Annotated in this window: 22 protein-coding genes; 14 read left to right on the forward strand and 8 right to left on the reverse strand. The window is 71.4% G+C overall.

Annotated features, from left to right (window positions below):
* Nucleotides 1-100: 100 nt before the first annotated feature.
* Nucleotides 101-1,300 (forward strand): macrolide family glycosyltransferase, encoded by a 1,200-nt coding sequence (locus ACFVX9_RS36160; protein ID WP_387986097.1) that lies wholly within the window; start codon nucleotides 101-103, stop codon nucleotides 1,298-1,300.
* On the opposite strand, the gene fdhD is transcribed toward ACFVX9_RS36160, so the two are convergent.
* Nucleotides 1,290-2,189 (reverse strand): formate dehydrogenase accessory sulfurtransferase FdhD, encoded by a 900-nt coding sequence (fdhD, locus tag ACFVX9_RS36165; RefSeq protein WP_387986099.1) that lies wholly within the window; start codon nucleotides 2,187-2,189, stop codon nucleotides 1,290-1,292. The two genes, ACFVX9_RS36160 and fdhD, sit on opposite strands and share 11 nt — an antisense overlap.
* Before the next feature lie 156 nt (nucleotides 2,190-2,345).
* Here fdhD and hutH point away from each other — a divergent pair, with 156 nt between their 5' ends.
* A complete protein-coding gene (gene hutH, locus ACFVX9_RS36170) occupies nucleotides 2,346-3,929 on the forward strand; it encodes a histidine ammonia-lyase (RefSeq protein WP_107452919.1) in 1,584 nt (527 codons plus the stop codon).
* Nucleotides 3,930-4,037: 108 nt separating this feature from the next.
* Here hutH and ACFVX9_RS36175 read toward each other — a convergent pair whose 3' ends face one another.
* Nucleotides 4,038-4,457 (reverse strand): hypothetical protein, encoded by a 420-nt coding sequence (locus ACFVX9_RS36175; protein ID WP_380485380.1) that lies wholly within the window; start codon nucleotides 4,455-4,457, stop codon nucleotides 4,038-4,040.
* Between the two features lie 206 nt (nucleotides 4,458-4,663).
* On the opposite strand from ACFVX9_RS36175, the gene ACFVX9_RS36180 reads away from it, so the two are divergent.
* A complete protein-coding gene (locus tag ACFVX9_RS36180; RefSeq protein ID WP_363369166.1) occupies nucleotides 4,664-5,533 on the forward strand; it encodes a MurR/RpiR family transcriptional regulator in 870 nt (289 codons plus the stop codon).
* Between the two features lie 59 nt (nucleotides 5,534-5,592).
* Nucleotides 5,593-5,916 carry a hypothetical protein gene (locus ACFVX9_RS36185; RefSeq protein ID WP_063349091.1) on the forward strand — a complete coding sequence of 108 codons (324 nt, stop codon included), beginning with the start codon at nucleotides 5,593-5,595 and terminating at the stop codon, nucleotides 5,914-5,916.
* Nucleotide 5,917: 1 nt separating this feature from the next.
* On the opposite strand, the gene ACFVX9_RS36190 is transcribed toward ACFVX9_RS36185, so the two are convergent.
* Entirely contained in the window at nucleotides 5,918-6,487 is a 570-nt protein-coding gene (locus ACFVX9_RS36190) for a Uma2 family endonuclease (RefSeq protein ID WP_387986104.1), read from the reverse strand.
* 171 nt (nucleotides 6,488-6,658) lie between these two features.
* Between ACFVX9_RS36190 and hutU the strand changes: the two genes are divergently transcribed.
* Genes hutU through hutI form a run of 4 tightly spaced genes read left to right on the forward strand, consistent with a single transcriptional unit; the run spans nucleotide 6,659 to nucleotide 12,105 of the window.
* Complete coding sequence (gene hutU / locus ACFVX9_RS36195) at nucleotides 6,659-8,326, forward strand: urocanate hydratase (RefSeq protein WP_380485382.1); 1,668 nt, start codon at nucleotides 6,659-6,661, stop codon at nucleotides 8,324-8,326.
* A 17-nt stretch (nucleotides 8,327-8,343) separates the two neighbouring features.
* Nucleotides 8,344-9,525 carry an allantoate amidohydrolase gene (locus ACFVX9_RS36200; protein ID WP_380427762.1) on the forward strand — a complete coding sequence of 394 codons (1,182 nt, stop codon included), beginning with the start codon at nucleotides 8,344-8,346 and terminating at the stop codon, nucleotides 9,523-9,525.
* Nucleotides 9,516-10,895, forward strand: coding sequence for a formimidoylglutamate deiminase (locus tag ACFVX9_RS36205; protein ID WP_380485384.1), 1,380 nt, complete (start codon nucleotides 9,516-9,518; stop codon nucleotides 10,893-10,895). The genes ACFVX9_RS36200 and ACFVX9_RS36205 overlap by 10 nt, the downstream gene beginning before the upstream one ends.
* Before the next feature lie 34 nt (nucleotides 10,896-10,929).
* Nucleotides 10,930-12,105 carry an imidazolonepropionase gene (gene hutI, locus ACFVX9_RS36210; protein WP_380485386.1) on the forward strand — a complete coding sequence of 392 codons (1,176 nt, stop codon included), beginning with the start codon at nucleotides 10,930-10,932 and terminating at the stop codon, nucleotides 12,103-12,105.
* A gap of 211 nt (nucleotides 12,106-12,316) precedes the next feature.
* On the opposite strand, the gene ACFVX9_RS36215 is transcribed toward hutI, so the two are convergent.
* Both ACFVX9_RS36215 and ACFVX9_RS36220 read right to left on the reverse strand, forming a co-directional pair.
* Nucleotides 12,317-12,712 (reverse strand): low molecular weight phosphatase family protein, encoded by a 396-nt coding sequence (locus tag ACFVX9_RS36215; protein ID WP_387986108.1) that lies wholly within the window; start codon nucleotides 12,710-12,712, stop codon nucleotides 12,317-12,319.
* 16 nt (nucleotides 12,713-12,728) lie between these two features.
* Nucleotides 12,729-14,192 carry an ASCH domain-containing protein gene (locus tag ACFVX9_RS36220; protein ID WP_387986110.1) on the reverse strand — a complete coding sequence of 488 codons (1,464 nt, stop codon included), beginning with the start codon at nucleotides 14,190-14,192 and terminating at the stop codon, nucleotides 12,729-12,731.
* A gap of 572 nt (nucleotides 14,193-14,764) precedes the next feature.
* Here ACFVX9_RS36220 and ACFVX9_RS36225 point away from each other — a divergent pair.
* The 3 genes from ACFVX9_RS36225 to ACFVX9_RS36235 are packed head-to-tail and all read left to right on the forward strand — an operon-like array spanning nucleotide 14,765 to nucleotide 16,368.
* On the forward strand, nucleotides 14,765-15,043 hold the full coding sequence (locus ACFVX9_RS36225; RefSeq protein WP_380345485.1) for a hypothetical protein: 279 nt from the start codon (nucleotides 14,765-14,767) through the stop codon (nucleotides 15,041-15,043).
* Nucleotides 15,012-15,512: a DUF6879 family protein gene (locus ACFVX9_RS36230; protein ID WP_387986113.1), complete on the forward strand. Its 501-nt coding sequence runs from the start codon at nucleotides 15,012-15,014 to the stop codon at nucleotides 15,510-15,512. Before ACFVX9_RS36225 ends, ACFVX9_RS36230 begins: the two co-directional genes overlap by 32 nt.
* A 4-nt stretch (nucleotides 15,513-15,516) precedes the next feature.
* The gene (locus ACFVX9_RS36235) at nucleotides 15,517-16,368 is read left to right on the forward strand and encodes a helix-turn-helix domain-containing protein (protein ID WP_387986116.1); all 852 of its coding nucleotides are present in this window, start codon (nucleotides 15,517-15,519) and stop codon (nucleotides 16,366-16,368) included.
* Nucleotides 16,369-16,465: 97 nt separating this feature from the next.
* Here ACFVX9_RS36235 and ACFVX9_RS36240 read toward each other — a convergent pair whose 3' ends face one another.
* Complete coding sequence (locus ACFVX9_RS36240; protein ID WP_380427752.1) at nucleotides 16,466-16,666, reverse strand: DUF397 domain-containing protein; 201 nt, start codon at nucleotides 16,664-16,666, stop codon at nucleotides 16,466-16,468.
* Nucleotides 16,659-17,519, reverse strand: a complete 861-nt coding sequence (locus ACFVX9_RS36245) for a helix-turn-helix domain-containing protein (RefSeq protein WP_380485398.1) — start codon at nucleotides 17,517-17,519, stop codon at nucleotides 16,659-16,661. The genes ACFVX9_RS36240 and ACFVX9_RS36245 overlap by 8 nt, the downstream gene beginning before the upstream one ends.
* 292 nt (nucleotides 17,520-17,811) lie before the next feature.
* Here ACFVX9_RS36245 and ACFVX9_RS36250 point away from each other — a divergent pair, with 292 nt between their 5' ends.
* Genes ACFVX9_RS36250 through ACFVX9_RS36260 form a run of 3 tightly spaced genes read left to right on the forward strand, consistent with a single transcriptional unit; the run spans nucleotide 17,812 to nucleotide 18,544 of the window.
* Nucleotides 17,812-18,174 (forward strand): ATP-binding protein, encoded by a 363-nt coding sequence (locus tag ACFVX9_RS36250; protein ID WP_380485400.1) that lies wholly within the window; start codon nucleotides 17,812-17,814, stop codon nucleotides 18,172-18,174.
* Nucleotides 18,171-18,425: a hypothetical protein gene (locus ACFVX9_RS36255; protein WP_371518557.1), complete on the forward strand. Its 255-nt coding sequence runs from the start codon at nucleotides 18,171-18,173 to the stop codon at nucleotides 18,423-18,425. Before ACFVX9_RS36250 ends, ACFVX9_RS36255 begins: the two co-directional genes overlap by 4 nt.
* Complete coding sequence (locus tag ACFVX9_RS36260) at nucleotides 18,422-18,544, forward strand: hypothetical protein (RefSeq protein WP_363369142.1); 123 nt, start codon at nucleotides 18,422-18,424, stop codon at nucleotides 18,542-18,544. The genes ACFVX9_RS36255 and ACFVX9_RS36260 overlap by 4 nt, the downstream gene beginning before the upstream one ends.
* 56 nt (nucleotides 18,545-18,600) lie before the next feature.
* Here the strand turns inward: ACFVX9_RS36260 and ACFVX9_RS36265 are convergent, their stop codons facing one another.
* Entirely contained in the window at nucleotides 18,601-19,428 is an 828-nt protein-coding gene (locus ACFVX9_RS36265) for a phosphotransferase (protein ID WP_387986120.1), read from the reverse strand.
* Nucleotides 19,429-19,680: the final 252 nt, after the last annotated feature.

The raw sequence follows: 19,680 nt of genomic DNA on the forward strand, positions 1-19,680 counted from the left end.
CCGGAGAGCCGGACGGCCACTCCAGGGAAGCCACGGTCGGCAAGAACCCATCAGCCACATCCGGCCCTCCCGGGCCACCTAACACCTTACGGAGGCCCCCATGACCCGCTCCGCGCACCCCGCCCACATCCTGATGGTCTCGATCCCGGCCCACGGGCACGTCAACCCCAGCCTCGCCGTGATCGCCGAACTGGTCGCCCGGGGCCACCGGGTCAGCTACGTCAACGACGCCTCCTTCGCCGGGGCCGTCGAGTCGACCGGCGCCCGCTTCGTCCCGTACCCGACGAGGCTGCCGCTCGCCGGCGGCCCGGACGCCTGGGAGGAGGACCCGGTGGCGCTCCAGGAGCTGTTCCTGGACGACGCCCTCGCGATGCACCCCGTCCTGCTGGAGGCCTTCGCGGACGACCGCCCCGACCTGGTGCTCTGCGACATCGCGGGCTTCGCCGGGCGGGCGCTCGGCGAGCGGCTGGGCGTGCCGGTGGTGCAGCTGTCGCCCACCTACGTCGGCTGGGAGGGCATCGAGCAGGACATGGCGGAGGTGTACGAGGCGATCCGCAGCGGGCCAGGCGGCGCCGAGCACTACCGGCGGTTCGCCGACTGGCTGGCCGAGGCCGGGACGGTGGAGCGCGACGTGGACGCCTTCAAGGGCCGCCCGGCGCGGTCCGTCGCCCTGATCCCGCGCGCCCTGCAGCTCAACGCGGACCGGGTCGACGAGCGGCGCGTCACTTTCGTCGGGCCGTGCTTCGGCGACCGGGCCCACCAGGGCGAGTGGCACCGGCCGGCGCACGCGGAGAAGGTGCTGCTGGTCTCGCTCGGCTCCGCCTTCACCCACCAGCCCGCGTTCTACCGGGCCTGCGTCCAGGCCTTCGGCGGTCTGCCCGGCTGGCACACGGTGCTCCAGGTCGGCGCGCACACCGACCTGGCCGACCTGGGCGAGGTGCCGGACACCGTCGAGGTGCACCGGTGGGTGCCGCAGCTGTCGGTGCTCGCGCAGGCGGACGCCTTCGTCACCCACGCGGGCATGGGCGGCTCCAGTGAGGGGCTGTACCACGGCGTGCCGATGATCGCCGTGCCGCAGGCCGTCGACCAGTTCGCCAACGCGGACGCGCTGGTGGGGCTCGGCGTCGCCCGCCGCCTGGACACCGCGCAGGCGACCCCGCAGGCGCTGCGCGGCGCGCTGCTGGAGCTGGTCGACGACCCGGCGGTGGCCGAGCGGCTGAAGGCGCTGGCCGCCGTCGGCCGGGCCGAGGGCGGCACCGCCCGCGCGGCGGACCTGATCGAGGCCGAGCTCAGGGGGTGACCGGCGCGGCGGGGGAGGGCGCCGTTGTCGAGGGCGTGTCGGGGGAGGGCGAGGCGGGGGAGGGCGAGGCGATCCGGTCCGGCCGGGTGTAGACGTTCGCGCCCTCCCCGCGCAGGAAGCCGACCAGGGTCAGGCCCAGCTCCTCGGCGAGGTCCACCGCGAGCGAGGACGGCGCCGAGACGGCCGCCAGCAGCGGGACGCCCGCCAGCGCGGCCTTCTGGGTCAGCTCGAACGAGGCCCGGCCGCTGACCAGAAGGACGTGCCCGGTCAGCGGCAGCCTGCCCTCGCGCAGCGCCCAGCCGACCACCTTGTCCACCGCGTTGTGCCGCCCGACGTCCTCGCGGGCGCAGAGCAGGTCGCCGGTGGCGGCGTCGAACAGGCCGGCCGCGTGCAGGCCGCCGGTGGACTCGAAGGTGCGCTGGGCGGCCCGCAGCCGCTCCGGCAGGCCGTACAGCAGGGACGGCGGGACGGTGAGCGGGTCCTCGCCCACCGGGTGGCGGACGTGGGTGCGGACGGCGTCCACGGTGTCCCGGCCGCACAGGCCGCAGGCGCTGGTGGTGAGCAGGTTGCGGTGCGCGGACAGCGGCAGCGCGCGGGCGGCGCCGCGCAGGGTGGCGTCGACGACGTTGTAGGTGTTGGCGCCGGACTCGTCCGTCCCGGCGCAGTACCGCAGGGCGGCGAGCTCCTCGGCGGTGTGCACCAGCCCCTCGCCGACCAGGAACCCGGCCACCAGGTCGAAGTCCTGCCCGGGGGTGCGCATGGTGACGGTCAGCGGCTCGCCGCCGAGCCGGATCTCCAGCGGCTCCTCCGCCGCCAGCGAGTCCGGCCGCACCCCGCGCTCGTCCCCCCGCAGCCGCACCACCCGGCGCCGTGCCGTCGCCCGCGTCATCGCCCTGCCACCTCCGTGCGTGTCCGTGGGCACCAGCGTGCGGCACGGGGCGGCCCGGGTGAAAATCCTGCTGGCCGGTACGGGCGTACGATCGTGGCCGTTTCGGATGGCGACCACCTGTTGTCATATCTTCATTCACCTGATGTGATGGTGTATATGGATATGCACAGTGCTGTGGCCCCCGACGCTCCGCTGGTCCAGGTCGGCAAGGCCGACGTCAGCGCCGAGGACGTGCTGGCCGTCGCCCGGGGGAACGCCCGGGTCGAGATAGGCCCCGACGCGCTCGCCGAGATGGCGACGGCGCGGGCGCGGATCGACGCCCTCGCGGCCGAACCGCGCCCCGTCTACGGCGTGTCGACCGGATTCGGCGCGCTCGCCGTCCGGCACATCAGCCCCGAACTGCGCGCGCAGCTCCAGCGGTCGCTGGTGCGCTCGCACGCGGCCGGGATGGGACCGGCCGTCGAGCGCGAGGTCGTCCGGGCACTCGTCTTCCTGCGGATGAAGACGCTGGCCTCCGGCCGGACCGGGGTGCGCCCGCTGGTCGCGCAGACCATGGCCGCCCTGCTCAACGCGGGCATCACCCCGGTGGTCCGGGAGTTCGGCTCGCTCGGCTGCTCCGGCGACCTCGCGCCGCTGTCGCACTGTGCGCTGGTCCTGATGGGCGAGGGCGTGGCCACCGGCCCGGACGGCGTGGAGAAGCCCGCCGCCGAACTGCTCGCCGCCGCCGGCATCGAGCCCGTCGAACTGCTGGAGAAGGAGGGCCTGGCCCTCATCAACGGCACCGACGGCATGCTCGGCATGCTGGTGATGGCCATCGCCGACCTGCAGCGGCTCTACACCACCGCCGACATCACCGCCGCGATGACCCTGGAGGCGCTGCTCGGCACCGACAAGGTGCTCGCCCCCGAACTGCACGCCCCGATCCGCCCCCACCCGGGCCAGGCCCTGAGCGCCGCCAACATGCTGGCCGTCCTCAAGGACTCCGGTCTCACCGGCCACCACCAGGACGACGCGCCGCGGGTCCAGGACGCCTACTCGATCCGCTGCGCCCCGCAGGTGGCCGGCGCCGGCCGGGACACCCTCGCCCACGCCCAGCTGGTCGCCTCCCGCGAGCTGGCCGCCTCGGTCGACAACCCGGTGGTGCTGCCGGACGGCCGGGTGGAGTCCAACGGCAACTTCCACGGCGCCCCGGTCGCGTACGTGCTGGACTTCCTCGCCATCGCCGCCGCCGACCTGGGCTCCATCTCCGAGCGCCGCACCGACCGGCTGCTCGACAAGGCCCGCTCGCACGGCCTGCCGGCCTTCCTGGCCGACGACCCCGGCGTGGACTCCGGCCTGATGATCGCCCAGTACACCCAGGCGGCGCTGGTCAGCGAGAACAAGCGGCTCGCCGTCCCGGCCTCGGTCGACTCGATCCCGTCCTCCGCGATGCAGGAGGACCACGTGTCGATGGGCTGGTCCGCCGCCCGCAAGCTGCGCCAGTCCGTCGACAACCTCGGCCGGATCCTCGCCGTCGAACTCACCGCCGCCGCCCGCGCCCTGGAGATCCGCCAGCAGGCCGACGACGCGGGCCGGACGGCCCCGGCCACCACGGCCGCCATGGCCGCCGCCCGGGAGGCGGGGGTCGGCGGCGCCGGCCGCGACCGCTTCCTCTCGCCGGACCTGGAGGCCGCGGCCGCGCTGGTCGCCTCCGGGGAACTGGTGCGGGCGGTGGAGCGGGTCACCGGGCCGCTGGCCTGAGCCGGTGTGACCCGGTGTGACCCGGTGTGACCCGGTGCGTTCGGTGAGATCGGCGTGACGGGCCGTCGGGTCCGGTGCGGCCGTCGGGTCCGGTGCGGGCGGCGGGGCTCAGTCCCAGTCGTCCCGGGACCGGGACCGCGGCTCGTCCCGGTCCCGGCGGTTGCCGAACGCGGCGGCGAAGTTGACCCCGACGATGCCCGCCCAGCTGACGATCAGGCCGATGAAGCCGCCGCTCTGCGGGCTGGCCGCGATCGCGGTCAGCGGGATGCCGAGGACCAGCGAGATCACCGCCAGCCGGTTGCCGGGGCGGCCGGGCCCCGGCCCCGGGCGGTGCGGTCGGCGCCGGTGCGCGGGCTCGTAGTCGTCCATCCGCTCGGCCACCCGGCGCTCGACCCGGGCGTCCAGGCGGGCGTCCAGGCGGCTCAGGAACGAGTCGACCAGCTCCGGCTCGTACTCCTTGCCGAGTTCCTTGCGAGCGTGCAGGGCGGCGTCGAGGTCGCGCCGCAGGTCGTCCTGGCGAGTGTCCATGGGACCAGCCTGGGCCCGCGCGGGGGGCGCGGTCCATCCGTCGGTGGGGGAATCCTGGCGGGTTCAGGGAGAATTCAGGGTTACCCCGAGCTCCCACCCGCTCGGGCCGTCTCACCCGGCGTCCCGCCGTACGAGACGTCTTTGCCAGGCGCGACGCACTGCTGCACAGTCGTCGTCCGAATCGCTCGCATCCGGAGGTACCGCTGATGACCGCCACCGACGAGGCCGGCACGGTCGGCCCCTCCGCCCGGCTGCTCCAGCTGTTCGAAGGCCACCGACTGACCCCGACCCAGCGGCGGATCGCGCACTCGCTGGTCCGGCACGCCACCGAGGCGCCGTTCCTCTCCAGCGTCGAGGTCGCCGAACTCGCCGGCGTCAGCCAACCGTCCGTCACCCGCTTCGCGGTCGCCCTCGGCTACGACGGCTACCCGGCGCTGCGCAAGCAGCTGCGCGAACTCGGCGCGGGCGAGCCGGCCGCACCCGAGACCCCCGACGACGCGGTGCGCAACGAGCACCAGCAGGCCGTGCTCGCCGAGATCGCCCACCTGCGCCACCTCGCCGAACTCCTCGCCGACCCCGAGCCGATCACCCGCGCCGCCCGGCTGCTCGCCGCCTCCCGCCCACTGCCGGTGCTCGGCCTGCGGGCCGCCTCCGCGCAGGCGCGCGGCTTCGCCTACTTCGCCGCCAAGGTGCACCCGGACATCCGCCTCCTCGACGAGGGCGGCAGCATGCTCGCCGACCGGCTGGAACAGGCCGCCGCGGCCGGGGCCACAGCGCTGCTCTGCTTCGCGCTGCCGCGCTACCCGCGGGAGCTGATGGACGCGCTGACGGTGGCCCGCGAGTGCGGGCTGACGGTGCTGACCGTCGCCGACAGCGCCTTCGCGCCGGTCGCCAAGCTCTCCGACCTGATGCTGCCGGCCGCCGTCGGCACCGGGCTGGTCTTCGACACCGCGTGCGCGCCGATGATGCTCGGCCGGGTGCTGTTGCAGCGCATGTGCGACGAACTCCCGGGCGCGGAGGCCCGGTTGGAGGCCATCGAGCAGTCCGCCGCAGCACGTGGCCTGTTTTTGGAGTAGACACGGCGGGGAGTAGCCGTCACGAACCCGGGCATCCCCTACAGCAGGGGGTGCCGCCCATGCGCGTGATCCACGAGATGAAGTTCGTCGCCCGCCTGGCCTCGGGTGTCGACGAATGGTCCTGCCCCACCTGCGGACGCCGCGTCACCCTGCGGCGCCTGCCCGATCCCGAACTGACCGTCCTCGACCCGGGAGACGAGTCCGCCGTGCACGTCGGCGTCATCGAACCCGACGCCCGCGCCGCCGCCGCGGCCGCCGAGAAGTACGGCCTCGGCCCGGTCCAGAACATCCCCCGCCCGCCGACCCCGCCCACCCCCGACGCCGCCGACCGCCGCTGGCTCGCCGAGATCGGCATCGACTGGGACGGCGACGCCGCGGCCTGACTCAGGCGCGGGGCGCGTACAGCGGCAGTGCGGAGGTGTCCAGCTCGGCGGGCAGCGGCGCGGGCAGCGGGACGGGCTCGCCGTACTTGCCGTGCAGCACGCCCTGGTACTCGCCGTCGCGGGGGTGGGTGCGGAGCGTCCAGACGCCCTTGCGGGGGTCGACCGCGAGGAGGACGGCCACACCTGCGGCGGCGTACCAGTCCGCCTTGGTGCCGATATGGCTGACACGCCCGGGGTGCGGAGCCACGTCAGCGGCGAGGACGACGTCGCTGGGCGGGGCCAGCCGGTTGTCCTGGTTCCCCCATTGCGCGGGTAGGACGACCAGGTCTGGTGTCGCGTAGTCGTCCTCGTCGCCCGGAAGGGTGATGGATGCCGCCTCGTAGACGCCGAGGCCGGGCAGTTGTGATCCGATCCGTTCGCGCAGGCGCCGCACAGTGCCGGCGTGCTTGCCCCTGCGGGGCGGAGACAGCAGCAGGATGCCTCCGATGATCTCGACCCGCAGTCCGGTGCTCCGCTCGATCGCCCCTGCTGCGTGGCGGAGCTTGCCGGGGAGTACGGGGATGGTCGCCATGACGTCCTCTGCTGACCCGAGTGGCTGGTGTTTCCGGCCTCAGGGTACGGCCGGCGGGCGTACCGGCGTGGACGCTGATCGGATGGGTTCGGGGTCTGGTCGGGAGTTGATTGTTTGGATATATTCAGCCGAGCTGAATCTGAATGAATCCATCCGCAGGGAGGCCAGGACATGGTGCAGCAGGCGAGTGGGCCGCGTGAGGTCAGGGCGGCGCGGGGGACGGGGCTGACGGCGCAGGGGTGGCAGCAGGAGGCGGCCCTGCGGATGCTGATGAACAACCTCGACCCGGAGGTCGCCGAGCACCCGTCGAAGCTGGTGGTGTACGGCGGGACGGGCAAGGCGGCGCGGGACTGGCGTTCGTTCGACGCCATGGTGCGGACGCTGGAGGGGCTGAAGCAGGACGAGACCATGCTGGTCCAGTCCGGGCGGCCGGTCGGCGTCATGCAGACCCACGAGTGGGCGCCGCGGGTGCTGATCGCCAACTCCAACCTGGTCGGCGACTGGGCCAACTGGGAGGAGTTCCGCCGGCTGGAGAGTCTCGGGCTCACCATGTACGGGCAGATGACCGCCGGCTCGTGGATCTACATCGGCACCCAGGGCATCCTGCAGGGCACCTACGAGACCTTCTCGGCCGTCGCCAACAAGCGGTTCGACGGCACGCTGGAAGGCACCATCACCCTCACCGCCGGCCTCGGCGGGATGGGCGGCGCCCAGCCGCTGGCCGTCACCATGAACGGCGGCGTGGCGATCTGCATCGACTGCGACCCGTCGCGGATCGCCCGCCGGATCGAGCACCGCTACCTGGACGTCGAGGCCAAGGACCTCGGGCACGCGCTGGAGCTGGCCACCGCCGCCCGCGACAAGCGGCAGCCGCTGTCCATCGGCGTGCTGGGCAACGCCGCCGAGCTGGTCCCGCAACTGCTCGCGATGGACGCGCCGATCGACATCGTCACCGACCAGACCAGCGCCCACGACCCGCTCGCCTACCTGCCGGTGGGCGTCGCCTTCGACGACATGGCGGACTACGCGGCGGCCAAGCCCGCCGAGTTCACCCAGCGGGCCCGCGAGTCGATGGCCCGGCACGTCGAGGCGATGGTCGGCTTCCAGGACGCGGGCGCCGAGGTCTTCGACTACGGAAACTCGATCCGCGGCGAGGCTCAACTTGCCGGTTACGACCGCGCGTTCGCCTTCCCCGGGTTCGTCCCCGCGTACATCCGGCCGCTGTTCTGCGAGGGCAAGGGCCCGTTCCGCTGGGCGGCGCTGTCCGGCGACCCGCAGGACATCCACAAGACCGACAAGGCCGTCCTCGACCTCTTCCCGGAGAACGAGTCGCTGCACCGCTGGATCAAGATGGCCCAGGAGAAGGTGCACTTCCAGGGCCTGCCCGCACGGATCTGCTGGCTCGGCTACGGCGAGCGCGACAAGGCCGGCGAGCGCTTCAACGACATGGTCGCCTCCGGCGAGCTGTCCGCCCCGATCGTGATCGGCCGCGACCACCTCGACTGCGGCTCGGTCGCCTCCCCGTACCGGGAGACCGAGGCGATGCTGGACGGCTCGGACGCGATCGCCGACTGGCCGCTGCTCAACGCCATGGTCAACGTGGCCTCCGGCGCGTCCTGGGTCTCCATCCACCACGGCGGCGGCGTCGGCATCGGCCGCTCGATCCACGCCGGCCAGGTCACCGTCGCCGACGGCACCGCGCTGGCCGGCGAGAAGATCCGCCGGGTGCTCACCAACGACCCGGGCATGGGCGTGATCCGGCACGTGGACGCCGGCTACGACCGGGCCACCGAGGTCGCCGCCGAGCGCGGGGTGCGCGTCCCGATGGGTGAGCTGTGACGTCCTCGTTCGAAGAGATGTGGGCGGAGCTGCTCCCCGTGGGCCGCTCCGCCGCCTCCGGCGGCTACCGCCGCTTCGCCTGGAACTCCGCCGACGCCGAGTGCCGCGCCTGGTTCGAGCAGCAGGCCCGTGACCGCGGCCTCGCCTACGAGCTGGACCGCAACGGCAACCAGTGGGCCTGGCTGGGCGATCCGAACGCGGGCGGGGCGGTCGTCACCGGCTCGCACCTGGACTCCGTCCCGGACGGCGGCGCCTTCGACGGCCCGCTCGGCGTGGTCTCCTCCTTCGCGGCCCTGGACGAACTCCGCGGCCGCGGGGCCGAGTTCACCCGACCGCTGGCGATCACCAACTTCGGTGACGAGGAGGGCGCCCGGTTCGGCGTGGCCTGCATCGGCTCCCGGCTGTCCGCCGGCGTGCTCTCCCGCGAGGCCGCGTACGAGCTGCGCGACGCCGACGGCGTCCGGCTGCCCGACGCGATGGAGCGGGCCGGCTACGACCCGGGCGCGATCGGCGCGGACGACGACCGGCTGGCCCGGATCGGCGCCTTCGTCGAACTGCACGTCGAGCAGGGCCGCCTCCTCGCCGAGGACCGGCCGGTCGGCGTGGCCAGCGCGATCTGGCCGCACGGCCGCTGGCGGTTCGACTTCCACGGCGAGGCCAACCACGCCGGCACCACCCGGATCGAGGACCGCCGCGACCCGATGCTGACGTACGCCAACACCGTGCTCGCGGCCCGCAAGAAGGCCCGGCAGGCGGGCGCGCTGGCCACCTTCGGCAAGGTCGCGGTCGAGCCCAACGGCACCAACGCGATCGCCTCGCTGGTGCGCGGCTGGCTGGACTCCCGGGCCGCCGACGAGGCGACGCTCACCGCGCTGGTCGAGGAGATCGAGCAGGCCGCCGCCGAGCGCGGCGGGCGCGACGGCGTCCGGGTCGAGCTGACCCGCGAGTCCTACACCCCGGTGGTGGACTTCGACGGCCCGCTGCGCGACCGGCTCGCCAAGCTGCTGGACGCCCCGGTGCTGCCCACCGGTGCCGGACACGACGCCGGGATCCTGGCGTCGGCCGTCCCGACCGCCATGCTGTTCGTGCGCAACCCCAGCGGGGTGTCGCACTCCCCGGCCGAGCACGCCGAGGAGGCCGACTGCCTGGCCGGGGTCGCCGCCCTCGCCGACGTACTGGAGGACCTGGCGTGTCGCTGAGCCCATTGACCTCGGGGGCCGAGTCGGTGGCGTACTGGGCGCAGTACGCCTGGCTGCCGCACCCCAACGGGCCGGTGGTCGAGCGGAACGTGCTGATCACCGCCGGCCCCGGCGGCCGGATCACCGCGGTGACCCCGGACAGCGGGCCCTGCCCGCCCGGGGCCGTCCGCCTCGACGGGCTGCTGCTGCCCGGCCAGGCGAACGCCCACTCGCACGCCTTCCACCGGGCGCTGCGCGGCCACGTCCAGGTCGGCTCCGGCACCTTCTGGACCTGGCGCGACACCATGTACCGGTTCGCCGGGGCACTCGACCCGGACCGCTACCTGGCGCTCGCCACCGCCGTCTACGCCGAGATGGCGCTGGCCGGGGTCACCGCCGTCGGCGAGTTCCACTACCTGCACCACGCCCCCGGCGGCGCCCGCTACGACGACCCCAACGCGATGGGCGAGGCGCTGATCGAGGCCGCCGCCCGGGCCGGCATCCGGATCACCCTGCTCGACACCTGCTACCTGTCCGCCGGCTTCGGCGCCGAGCCGACCAGGCCGCAGCAGCGGTTCAGCGACGGCGACGCCGAGGCCTGGGCGGTGCGGGCGGACGCGCTCAAGCCCCGCGAGCACGCCCGGATCGGCGCCGCCGTCCACTCGGTGCGGGCCGTCCCGGCCGAGCAGTTGGGCACCGTCGCGCAGTGGGCGGCGGTGCGCGAGGCGCCGCTGCACGTCCACCTGTCCGAGCAGACCGCCGAGAACGACGCCTGCCTCGCCGCGCACGGCGTCACCCCGACCCGGCTGCTCGCCGACCACGGCGTGCTCGGCCCGCGCACCTCGGCCGTGCACGCCACCCACCTCACCGACGAGGACGTCCGGCTCCTCACCGACACCTCCACCACCATCTGCATGTGCCCCACCACCGAGCGGGACCTCGCGGACGGCATCGGCCCGGCCCGCCGGCTCGCCTCGGCGGGCTGCCCGGTCACCCTGGGCAGCGACAGCCACGCCGTCATCGACCCGTTCGAGGAGGCCCGCGCCCTGGAGCTGAACGAGCGGCTGCGCACCCGCACCCGCGGGCACTGGACGGCCAACCTCCTGCTGCGGGCCGGCACCGAGGACGGGCACGCCTCGCTCGGCTGGCCGGAGGCGGGGCGGGTCGAGGCCGGCGCGCTCGCCGACTTCACCGTGATCGCCCTGGACTCGGTGCGCACCGCGGGCCCGCCGCCCCGCCTCGGCGCCGAGACCGCCGTCTTCGCGGCCTCGGCGGCCGACGTGCGGCACGTGGTGGTCGGCGGCCGACAGATCGTCCGGGACGGCGTGCACCAGCTCGTCGCGGACGTGCCGGGCGCGCTGCGGGACTCGATCGGCGTGCTGGACCACTGACCTCTTTGTTCAATTCCCTTCGGAAGGCGTTGTCTTGAGCACCAGGACCACCTTGATCACGGGCATCGGCAGCCTGGTCACCAACGACCCCGGGCACGGCACCGGGCCGCTCGGACTGCTGACCGACGCGGCCGTGGTGATCGACGGCGGAACGGTTGCCTGGGTCGGCCCGGCGGCGCAGGCCCCGGCGGCGGACGAGCGCTTCGACGCCGAGGGCCGGGCGCTGCTGCCCGGCTTCGTCGACTCGCACGCCCACCTGGTGTTCGCGGGGGATCGTACGGCCGAGTTCAACGCCCGGATGTCCGGGCAGGCGTATTCGGCGGGTGGCATCCGTACGACGGTGGCGGCCACCAGGGCGGCGAGCGACGCCGAACTGGAGGCCAACCTGGCCGGGTTCGTCCGGGAGGCGCTGCGGCAGGGCACCACCACCATCGAGTGCAAGTCCGGCTACGGGCTGACGGTCGAGGACGAGGCGCGGGCGCTGCGGATCGCCGCGCAGCACACCCCGGAGACCACCTACCTGGGCGCGCACGTGGTCGCGCCCGAGTACGCCGACGACCCGGCCGGGTACGTGGACCTGGTCACCGGCGAGATGCTGGACGCCTGCGCCCCGCACGCCCGCTGGGTGGACGTGTTCTGCGAGCAGGGCGCCTTCGACGGCGACCAGGCGCGGGCCGTTCTGACGGCGGGGATCGAGAAGGGCCTCACACCGCGCGTGCACGCCAACCAGCTCACGTACGGGCCCGGCGTGCAGCTCGCGGTGGAGCTGGGGGCCGCCTCGGCGGACCACTGCACCCACCTGACGGACGAGGACGTGGCGGCGCTGGCGGGGTCGGCGACGGTCGCGACGCTGCTGCCGGGGGCGGAGTTCTCCACCCGGGCCGAGTACCCGAGCGGGCGCCGGTTGTTGGACGCGGGCGCGGTGGTGGCGCTGTCGACGGACTGCAACCCGGGCTCCAGCTTCACCAGTTCGATGGCGTTCTGTATCGCGGTCGCGGTGCGCGAGATGGGCATGACCCCCGACGAGGCGGTCTGGGCGGCAACCCTGGGCGGCGCCCACGCGCTGCGGCGCAGCGACGTCGGCACCGTCACGGTCGGCGCCCGCGCCGACCTGCTGCTGCTGGAAGCGCCGTCGCATGTGCACCTGGCCTACCGCCCGGGTGTCCCCCTGACGGCCGCGGTCTGGCGCGCGGGGGTTCGGGAGGCCTGAGCGGCTGGAACTGTATGACCTGCGGTGATGCCGTTCGGCGGAGCCAGATCGCCACGCGATCGCCGCACCTCGGCCAGCCGTCACGCATCACGTCGCTCGAACAAAGCAAACCGCCCCGGCCTTCTCGGCCGGGGCGGTTCTCTCATCTGCTCGAACTGACCGTTAGCGCCACGGGGGAGCGACGGGCAGCCCGGGCTGCTCGGGATGGCGATTAGGCCGCGTAGAACAGGGCCGTGGCTTCCTGGATCTCCAGGACGGCAGCAGCGAAGTCCTCGGGACCGCCGCCCCACGGGTCGGTGATGCCCGAGCCGAGGATCCTCACCGGCTGGTCGGAGTCAGCGGTGGCTTCGACCGCGAGCGCCGTTTCGTCGTCGACCGCGATCACGTCGTCAGCCCAGCCGAGCAGCCCCTCGTCCAGGAGCTGGCCCCGGTGGCCGGTCAGGTCGTAGCCGAAGGCGGAAGCGGCCTCGATCATCAGCGGGTGCGCGGGCTTGTCCACGTGCCAGTTGCGGGTGCCCGCCGAGCGCACGTCCAGCGCGCCCCCGGACCGCTCCGCGATGATCAGGGCGGCGATCGGGGAACGGCAGTGGTTCCCCTTGCAGACCACCAGTACCCGCCTTCGCCTACTCACCGGGGTTCACTCGCTCGATCTCGAACGTGATCACGCCGAGGGCTTCCTTCTCCGGCGGGAAGATCGCGTGGATCGCCCGCAACTGCTCGGCCTCGGTCGCGTGCGGGTTGACCGCCTTCACGTCCTCGGTGCCGAACATCTCCTTGAAGGTCCTGTACGTGCCGATGCGCTTCACCTTGGTCAGGCGCTCCTCGCCACGACAGGTGAAGTTGAGCAGGTCCCCGACCCTGATTCGCTTCATCGAGGCGTAGGCGACCCGGACTTCGACGGTCTTGGAGCCGTCGGTGATCAGGTCGAAGTACTGCTTGTAGATCTGGATGTTGCGGGGACGGCCATGCGCCTGGGATTGGTTCCTGGCAGGCTGGCGGGTGGTCATCAGGGCTTCCAATGCGGTCGTGGTGTAGGACCGGAAGAAGTGCCTCGGGCTGCTGAGCATCAGCTCACCGGCACCCGTGAGCGCTTCGACGTAGTCCGCTTGCGTGCCGGGCCAGGCGCCCGGGTCGAGCAGCCATTCCGCGGTGCTGCCTCCCGTCGCGTCTCCGGCTTCGGCAGCCGCGCGAAGGAGGCTCTTGGAGAGCTTCCCGCCGTCGCTGCCGAGGATCTGAGGGGTGAAGACGCGCAGCGGCACCGGAGCGGCCGGCGCCCCGATCGCGACGTGGGCGCCGTCCACCAGCTGGCAGCCGAACGCCCAGTCGCCGCCCTTCACCATCACGTGCAACGTGCCGTCGTCGGGGCGGTAGGACCGTTCCTTGACCACGTTGCGGTACAGGGTGGAGAGGTCCAGGTACCCGCCGCCGAGCGGCGTAACGTCCGCCTCGTAGCAGCCGTGCTCGTGGCACATCGCTTCGAACAGTGCCCCCGAGTCGTCCAACTCCAGCAGCCGCGTGTGGTCGGCGTACTTCTGGGCCCACCCGCACACCGGACACGGCAGCCGGATGTGTGCCGTACCGCTGGCCGGAGCCAGCCAGAACCGGATCTGATCCAGGAACTCCAGCGTCCGCAGGAACTCGGCCCGGAACTCCGGGCCCGCCTGCTGCTCGGTGTAGCTGCTGACCCTGTACTCCACGCCCGTGCGGCTGGTCATCGCGTCCAGAAGAGGGGCGTAGTACTCGGCGACCAGGGCGCGGATGCCGTGATCACCGAGCTGGTGGTGGTAGGTGAGCTGGTACATCCGGCCGCCGTCGGTGATCGTCTCCGCCGGGGCGTTGTCCAGAGCCACGAAGTCCACGGCCGTATCGACCCCGAACTCATCGCGGGCCCGCTCGGCGACCAGGAACGACAGGCTCTGCACCAGGTGCGTGCCGATGTGCGGACGCCCGTTGAGCTGCGTCCCCACGGTGAACTCGATCCGCTCCGTCCCGGCCTCCAGGAGGCGGGGACGGAGCACGTCCAGGGCATCGTCAACGGCGTTGGCCAGCACGGTGTTCGGCGACCTGAGAAGGTCGATGGTGTTCAAGTGGTGCCTCCGCTCTGCTCATGAACCGGTACGGCCGGCTCAGTGCTGGTCTCGGTGGCGCATGCGCTCGGCACGCAGGGTTCTGAACCGCTCCACAGCGGCGCTCACGGCATCCGGCGCTTCCGGGGTGTTGGGCGGCTCGGCGGACGTCGAGGACTCGCCCGCCTCGGTCGGCGCGGGAAGGGCGACCGCGTCATTCACCGGAGCCCCCAGCGCGACACCGGGGACACCCACACCCCGGCGGCAGCGGGTACCGCACCGGCCGGGACTCCGACTGTGCCACCCGGTACTCGTTCAGGATCACGGTCATCTTCTGCGGACTGGCACGTTCCCTGCTCCGGTGCGAACTGGCGGACCTCACAGCAGCGGACATACCTGGCTCCCTCTCCTTCGCCGATGCGTAGGGGCGTGGAGTAGACCGTACGAACACCGACCAGCGGCGCTCAACGAAGTTGCTCATAGTTGCTGAAGGCTGTCTGAGTGAGCTTCGGTGCCGTCGAACGTTTGACCTTGGGGTGGTCGTAGGGCGAAGGTCGGAGATGACATGCGGCCGGATCGCGGGGGGGAGCAACATGCGGCAACACAGCAGCGACGGCGACGACTTGACCGCTACGTTCTTCTGCACGGACCCCAATTCTCAGGGCGGCGTCGAGTGCGAGACGTTCTATGAGACCGACCGTGACTCATGGATCGTGCAACTCAAGAAGCGCGGGCCGAAGGTTCGGGATCAGCTCGCCGCCCTTGCCGACGACGAGACGTTCGGGGAGATGTCCGGGCGGACCATGGATGTGTTCGTGCGGAAGTACGTCAGGGAGCGTTATGGAATTGATCTCGGCAGCACGCCGAATTGAGCTGCTGTTCGGTGAGCCCGTCCAAGAGGTCCGAAAGCTTGAGCTACGGGACTTCTATGAGGTGGATCGCCCATTGTTCGAGGCGTGGCGCTCAGGCGACCGTGAGACGGTCGAGGAGACGATGCGTGGGAATCGTGCGTTCCTGGCCGGGAAGGCCGCTGCCGGATTCCCTTACCGGCGTGTACGGGTCGTCTCCGAACCCCTCTCGGACTACCAGCGGATGGCGGTCGAGCTGGCCGACCCCACGGAACGTCTTCGGTGGCTTCCCCGCCGTCTCGTATCGGCGCTGCCCTTGCCGGGGAACGACTGCCTGATCCGGGATGACCTGGTGGTCTTCAACCTCATCGGGGGAGACAACCGACAGACCGACATCCAGCTCTCGACCGATCCGGACGTGATCCGGTTCTGCAACGAGGCGTTCGAGCAGGCATGGTCGCTCGGCGTCCCCAATGGCGAGTACAAGCCGTAGCGACATGTCCGACCAGGAACCATCCGAGTCCGCAAGGCGCGCTTTCGGGACTCAGCTCAAAGAACTCCGTCGGGATGCCCATCTCTCGGGTGTCGAGCTCGCGCAGTGCTGTGGCTGGCACAAGACCAAGGTGTCGAAGATCGAGCACGGGACGCAGATCCCGACCGAGGAAGACATCCGACGATGGGCAACGGCCTGTGCCGTCGAGGGGCAGACTCCCGAACTCATCGCGATGAGTCGTGAGATCGAGCAGATGTGGACCGACTACAAGCGATGGCACCGACCGGGGATGAAGCGTCTCCAGTTCCAAGCCATGGACTTGTACGCGAAGACCAAGCTGCTCCGGGTGTATGAGTCGCTGTTCGTCCCCGGTTTCCTGCAGACGGTCGAGTACGCCAAGGCGCAGTTCACCATCCATGCCAAGCTGCACGGCCTGCCGTTGGATGACGTGGAGGAAGCGGCACAGAACCGCGTGGTCCGGAAGCGGTTCCTCGGCACCGGGGCGCCGATATTCTCGTTCCTCCTGGAAGCCTCAGCGCTAACTAACAATACGGGTGGTGCTGAGGTGATGAACAGGCAACTTGACCACCTCCTGGAAGTGTCCAGACTCCCGTACGTGTCCATCGGGATCATCCCGCAAGGTCGGCCACGGTCGCTCTACCCTGGCGAGGGCTTCTACCTGTTCGACGAGAGCTTGCTCAAGCAGGAGTTCTGGTCGGGGGCGTTCCAGACGTCCAGGCCCGAGAACATCTCGTACTTCGTCCGCGTGTTCGCCGCTCTGCGGGACCAAGCGGTGTTCGGTACTGCGGCCCGAAACGAGATCGAAGCGGCCCGTGGCCGTCTTAAAGGGGCCTGAGAGCGCCACCCCCGGGGCATCGTCAGAGTCGGCCTGTACGCCGGGTTCATGTCGCCCCCGTCGAGCACCGGCTCGACGGGGGCGATGTGCGTTCCCTTCAGGGGTTGGTGGTGAGGTGGTCGAACTCGCCGGCCTTGGCGCCTTGGAGGAAGCCGGCGAACTTGAGGTGGGTGGTGCGGACGATGACCTCGCCGTCGTCGGATTCACGGAGCTCGATGGCCCCGTCAAGGGCACGTACCTCGACGCAGTTGTTGGCTGCTTCGCTGAAGCTGGATTTCTGCCACTCGGAGCTATTCATACCTGTCGTTCAGTTCCTTCATGATCGAGCGAATGTGATCTCGTGACTCGCTCTCCGGGAGCGAGACGGCTTCGATGCGCTCCAGGATCGCGCGGTAGCCCGCCAGCTGGGCGGGCGAGTCGAAGATGTGGGAGCCGTGAGACGAGTCGGACTGGACCGTGTCCAGCTCGGGCACTGGCCCCTCCGCGTAGAGCAGATTCTCGCTGGGGCCGGGGAAGTTAGCCGTAGCAAAGGGCACGACTCGCAGTGAGACGCCCGAAAGCTCGGAGTCTTTGACGAGTGAATCGAGCTGGTCCCTGAGCACCTCGGGCCCGCCGTACTGGATGCGCAACGCCGCCTCGTGGACGAGCGCCGTGTACGGCGTTTCGCCGGACCGGATGATCTGCTGTCTCCGCAGGCGGAAGTTCACTCTGCGATCGACCTCGCGATCGGGGAGAGGGGTGAACCCTCTCGCGAACACCGCAGTCGCATACGAGTTCGTCTGTAGCAGTCCCGGGATGATGCCGATAGTGAAGCTCTTGAGCCTCTTCGCATGACCTTCGATCTCCGCCACATCGATCGGGGCGGCTGCGAGTGCCGCTCGATACTCATCCCACCAGGCCGGGTCTCGCTCCCTGGCCATGTCGGCGAGCGCTTCGACCAAGGGCGCGTTGGCGCACATGCAGGCTTCCGCGATCTCGTGCAGGCGCGCCACGCTGACGGCCGACTTCCCGATCTCCATCTGACTCACCAGGGCGGCAGTCACCCCGAGCAGCCTGGCGAGGTGGCTGCCGCCGAAGCCGGCTTGCTCTCTCATCCTTCGTAGTTCGGCGCCGAGGCGTCGCTGACGCAAGGTGGGGATTCGAAGGGCCATGGCGTCCTCTCTACTGGCGCAGAGGCCAGTGTGCCGCGCCGGTCGTCGGCAGATCCACCCGGGCTTGGGAGTGTGCCGTCCCCCGTTGGGAGGAACCTTCTCCCGTCTGGATTTAATTAAAGAGTCGATGCGCTATCGTCGTTCTCAGCTCGATCCGATGGATCGTCAGTAATGCCTGCGACCGGGGCAGTAGGTGCCTGCTGCCCGCGCGCCGAAGAGCAGTCACGCGTGGCCTGGCTCACGGCGACGACCGCCATCACCTCTCCCACACCACAGCCTCACGGAGGTTCCCGTGTGCACCCGTAACACCCCCTCGCTCACCCTCTCCAAGCAGGCCCTGCGGGACGCCATGACCCGCAGCGGCTGGGACGCCGACGCCGTCTTCAACGCCGAACTCGCCCTCTGCGAGCTCATCGTCAACGCCTGGCGGCACGGCGACACCCCCGCGCCCGTCGTCTGGTTCTCCATCCTCGACCGCACCCTCCGTGTCACCGTCTCCGACGAGAGCGACGCCCTCCCGCAGCCGCGCACGCCCGCCGACCTCGCCGAGACCGGTCGGGGCCTCCAGCTCGTGGACGGCCTCACCCACCGCTGGGGCGTCGACCCGCAGAAGCGCGGCAAAACCATCTGGTACGAGCTGGACTCCCGCGCGTGACCCGCGACCCCATCGTGCCGGAGGACCCCCGGATGCGCGACTACACCAAGCCCCAAATCATGTCTCTCCTGGGGGAGTTGCACAGGCGCGGCCTGCCGCACGGGCTCCTCTGGGGGTCCGCCTCGACGGGCGGGACCACCATCGACGGACGCATCCTGATCGACTTCGGGAACGCGCCGGTCAGCACTCTGCTCAACCTCCTCCGCCTGCTCCGCGACCTGGACGATGACGACGAGGAGCGGCACCGGTGAAGTTCTTCGTCGGCGCGATCCTCCTCGCCCTCCTCGCCCTCGCCATCACCACCGTCGCCCTCGGCGTCCTCGCCACCCTCAAGATGCCCCACCCCGACGACCGCGACGACCAGCACTGAACCGCGCGAAGGCCCTCGCCCACCCGGGCGAGGGCCTCGCGGGTGCCCGCTCAGCGTCAGTCCGCTTGAAGCTCCTTCACCACCTGCTCCGCCAACACTCGGGCGCCCTGAGGGCGAGGGTCCTCGGGATGCGCGTACGGCCCGAGGATCTTCGCCGCGACGAACAAGGTCATCAGCTTGCCGTCCCGGCTCGCGAAGTCGCCGCTCCGCTCGACACGGACACGATCAGCCAGCGCAGGCACGGCAAGCGACGCGGCCCACAGCGTGGCAGCGTCCAGGCCACGCGGGGCCATACCCCAGTCTTCCCAGTCGAAGACGCAGAACTCGGGCGCCGTCACGTTCGCCCAGTTCAGATCCGCATGCGCCGGACACCACTCGCTCACCGTGGCGTCGATGCCCGGGAACACCTGACGGATCGTCCGAGTCACCAGCTCCTGGGTGATCGTCTCCGTGTCCGGCGTGGCGATCCGATTCGTTCGCTGCCTCGCGAGCGCATCGAGAGAGGCGTTCAGCTCCGGCCACCAGCTGGGCGGCAGGTCGGGATCCTCGGTCACAACTGCGGACCCCGCTGGGGCGGATGGCAGTAGTTCGGCTTCATCGGCCCGCCACATCACTGGCTCGACCTCATCCCGCCAGGCGATGCCGGCCAGCCACGCGGGCTTCGCAATCCCTCGCAGGGCCTCAGCGGAGGGGGTGCCGTCCCAGCCCTGGACGCCGATTCGATCGAGCCCTCGCCGCTCGATGCGTACCCACGTGCCACGCGCCGTGCCGGCTCCCACGGATCGGCGCTTGCGGACCACTGTCGCCCTGTCGAGTTGCGTGCCCAAGGCCGTCTCGACACGTACCAGCACCTCGTCCACCGGTGCCCGGCGCAGATCCGTCATGGGACAACGGTAGCGATGCTCAGCGGAGTTGGGGCTCGCTCCGAACGGGACGCTGTTGGTCAATCATTGGCCAACGGCGCCCCCCCAGGGCGAGCGTCTCGCGGTTGCACGTGTGCAGGGAACGCGCGTCCGGTTTGCGGCGCACCGTGCCCGCTGCGGCAGCCCTGACCGCAGACCGACCGGCCCGGTTTCCTGGCGCAGGAAGTCGGCCCGGCCGACCTCCTGCGCGTTCAGGTGCTTTCTACGCGCCAG

Source organism: Kitasatospora sp. NPDC058243, from assembly GCF_042882025.1.
In the GTDB taxonomy this organism is placed as follows: domain Bacteria; phylum Actinomycetota; class Actinomycetes; order Streptomycetales; family Streptomycetaceae; genus Kitasatospora.